We start from the raw sequence: 1,748 nt of genomic DNA on the forward strand, positions 1-1,748 counted from the left end.
TGTGTGGTCCAGGCAGGCCTGGTTGCAGCCGATGCAGGTATTGATTTCATCCGCGCGGCCTTCCGCAGCCTTGTTCACGAAGAACGGGTCGGCCAGCAGCGGGCGCGCCATGGACACCATGTCGCAATAGCCGTCGGCCAGCAGCTGCTCGCCGACTTCCGGCGTGTTGATGCGGTTGGTCGCGACGAGCGGCACGTTCACATGGCCCTTCAGCCGTTGGGTGACCCAAGCGTAGGCGGCACGCGGCACCTTGGTGGCGATGGTCGGAATGCGCGCCTCGTGCCAGCCGATGCCGGTGTTGATGATGGTCGCGCCTGCTGCTTCGACAGCTTTTGCCAGCTGGATCACTTCGTCCAGCGTCGATCCGCCTTCAACAAGATCCAGCATCGACAGGCGATAGATGAGGATGAAGTTCTTGCCGACGCGCTCGCGTGTGCGTCGCACGATTTCCACGGGGAAGCGAATGCGGTTCTCGTAGCTGCCGCCCCATTCGTCGTCGCGCTGGTTGGTGCGCGCGGCGATGAATTCGTTGATCAGGTAGCCTTCGGACCCCATGATTTCGACGCCGTCGTAGCCAGCGCGCTGTGCGAGGGCGGCGCAACGCACGAAGTCTTCGATGGTTTCCTCGACTTCTTCTCCGCTCAATGCATGCGGGACGAAGGGATTGATCGGCGCCTTGATTGCGCTTGGCGCCACCAGGCCGGGCTGGTACGAGTAGCGTCCGAAATGCAGGATCTGCATCGCGATCTTGCCGCCTTCCGCATGGACCGCATCGGTGATGCAGCGATGATGTTCCGCTTCTTCTTCGGTGGTCATCTTGGCGCCGCCTTTCATCGGGCGGCCACGGTCATTCGGGGAGATGCCGCCGGTCACGATCAGGCCGACGCCGCCGCGTGCGCGCTCGGCGTAAAAGGCGGCCATGCGCTCGAAGCCATTGGCGACTTCTTCCAGGCCGACGTGCATGGAGCCCATGAGAACGCGGTTGCGCAGGGTGGTGAAGCCGAGGTCGAGCGGTTTTAAGAGGTGGGGGTAATGGTTCATCGGGGATTCCTCCATGCAATGGTTTGTGCAACTGGTTGCACAAGTATAGGCGGAATTCGCGATTTTATGCAACTGGTTGCAATATCGTTCCGATCCGGTAGCCGGAGCAGCGGTGCGCGGGCGCACCCTGCTTTTTTTACTAGAATGATCGGCAGGAAAAGGACAGGAGATATCGATGCTGTTGACGCGCATACGTCGTGGCCTCGCGCTAGCTGCCGTCGTGCTCACGCTGGCAGCAGCGTCGGCCGGTGCACAGGATCAGGAGGGACCGTTGCACGTGGCGGCCAGGAACGGCGACGCAGCCGCGATCCGCACCTTGCTTGCCAAAGGGGCCAGCGTCGATGCCAGGGACAAGGACGGCGCCACGCCATTGCTGGTGGCTACGCATAACAACCGTGTCGAGGCGGCCAAGGCGCTGATCGACGCCGGTGCCGATGTCAATGCCAAGGACCGGATACACGACAGTCCCTACTTGTATGCCGGTGCGCGCGGACACAACGAGATCCTGAAGATGACGCTCGCGCATGGGGCCGACCTCAAGAGCACCAACCGCTATGGCGGCACGGCGCTCATCCCGGCAGCGGAGCGCGGGCTGGTCGAGACCGTGCGGCTACTGATCGATGCCGGTGTCGACCTGAACCACGTGAACCGCCTGCACTGGACGGCGCTGCTGGAGGCGATCATTCTCGGGAATGGCGGGGCGGCGC

2 protein-coding genes are annotated in these 1,748 nt (G+C 62.9%); one reads left to right on the plus strand and one right to left on the minus strand.

All coding sequences use genetic code 11. The features are described 5' to 3' along the window. The coding region (locus AYR66_RS04265) for a 2,4-dienoyl-CoA reductase FMN-binding domain-containing protein (RefSeq protein ID WP_141104153.1) at nucleotides 1-1,041 on the minus strand (1,041 nt) is incomplete at its 3' end. A gap of 175 nt (nucleotides 1,042-1,216) precedes the next feature. On the opposite strand from AYR66_RS04265, the gene AYR66_RS04270 reads away from it, so the two are divergent. Then, on the plus strand, nucleotides 1,217-1,748 hold a 532-nt coding region (locus AYR66_RS04270), incomplete at its 3' end, for an ankyrin repeat domain-containing protein (protein WP_206047051.1).

The sequence above is a fragment of the Noviherbaspirillum denitrificans genome, from assembly GCF_002211445.1.
GTDB lineage: Bacteria > Pseudomonadota > Gammaproteobacteria > Burkholderiales > Burkholderiaceae_D > Noviherbaspirillum > Noviherbaspirillum denitrificans.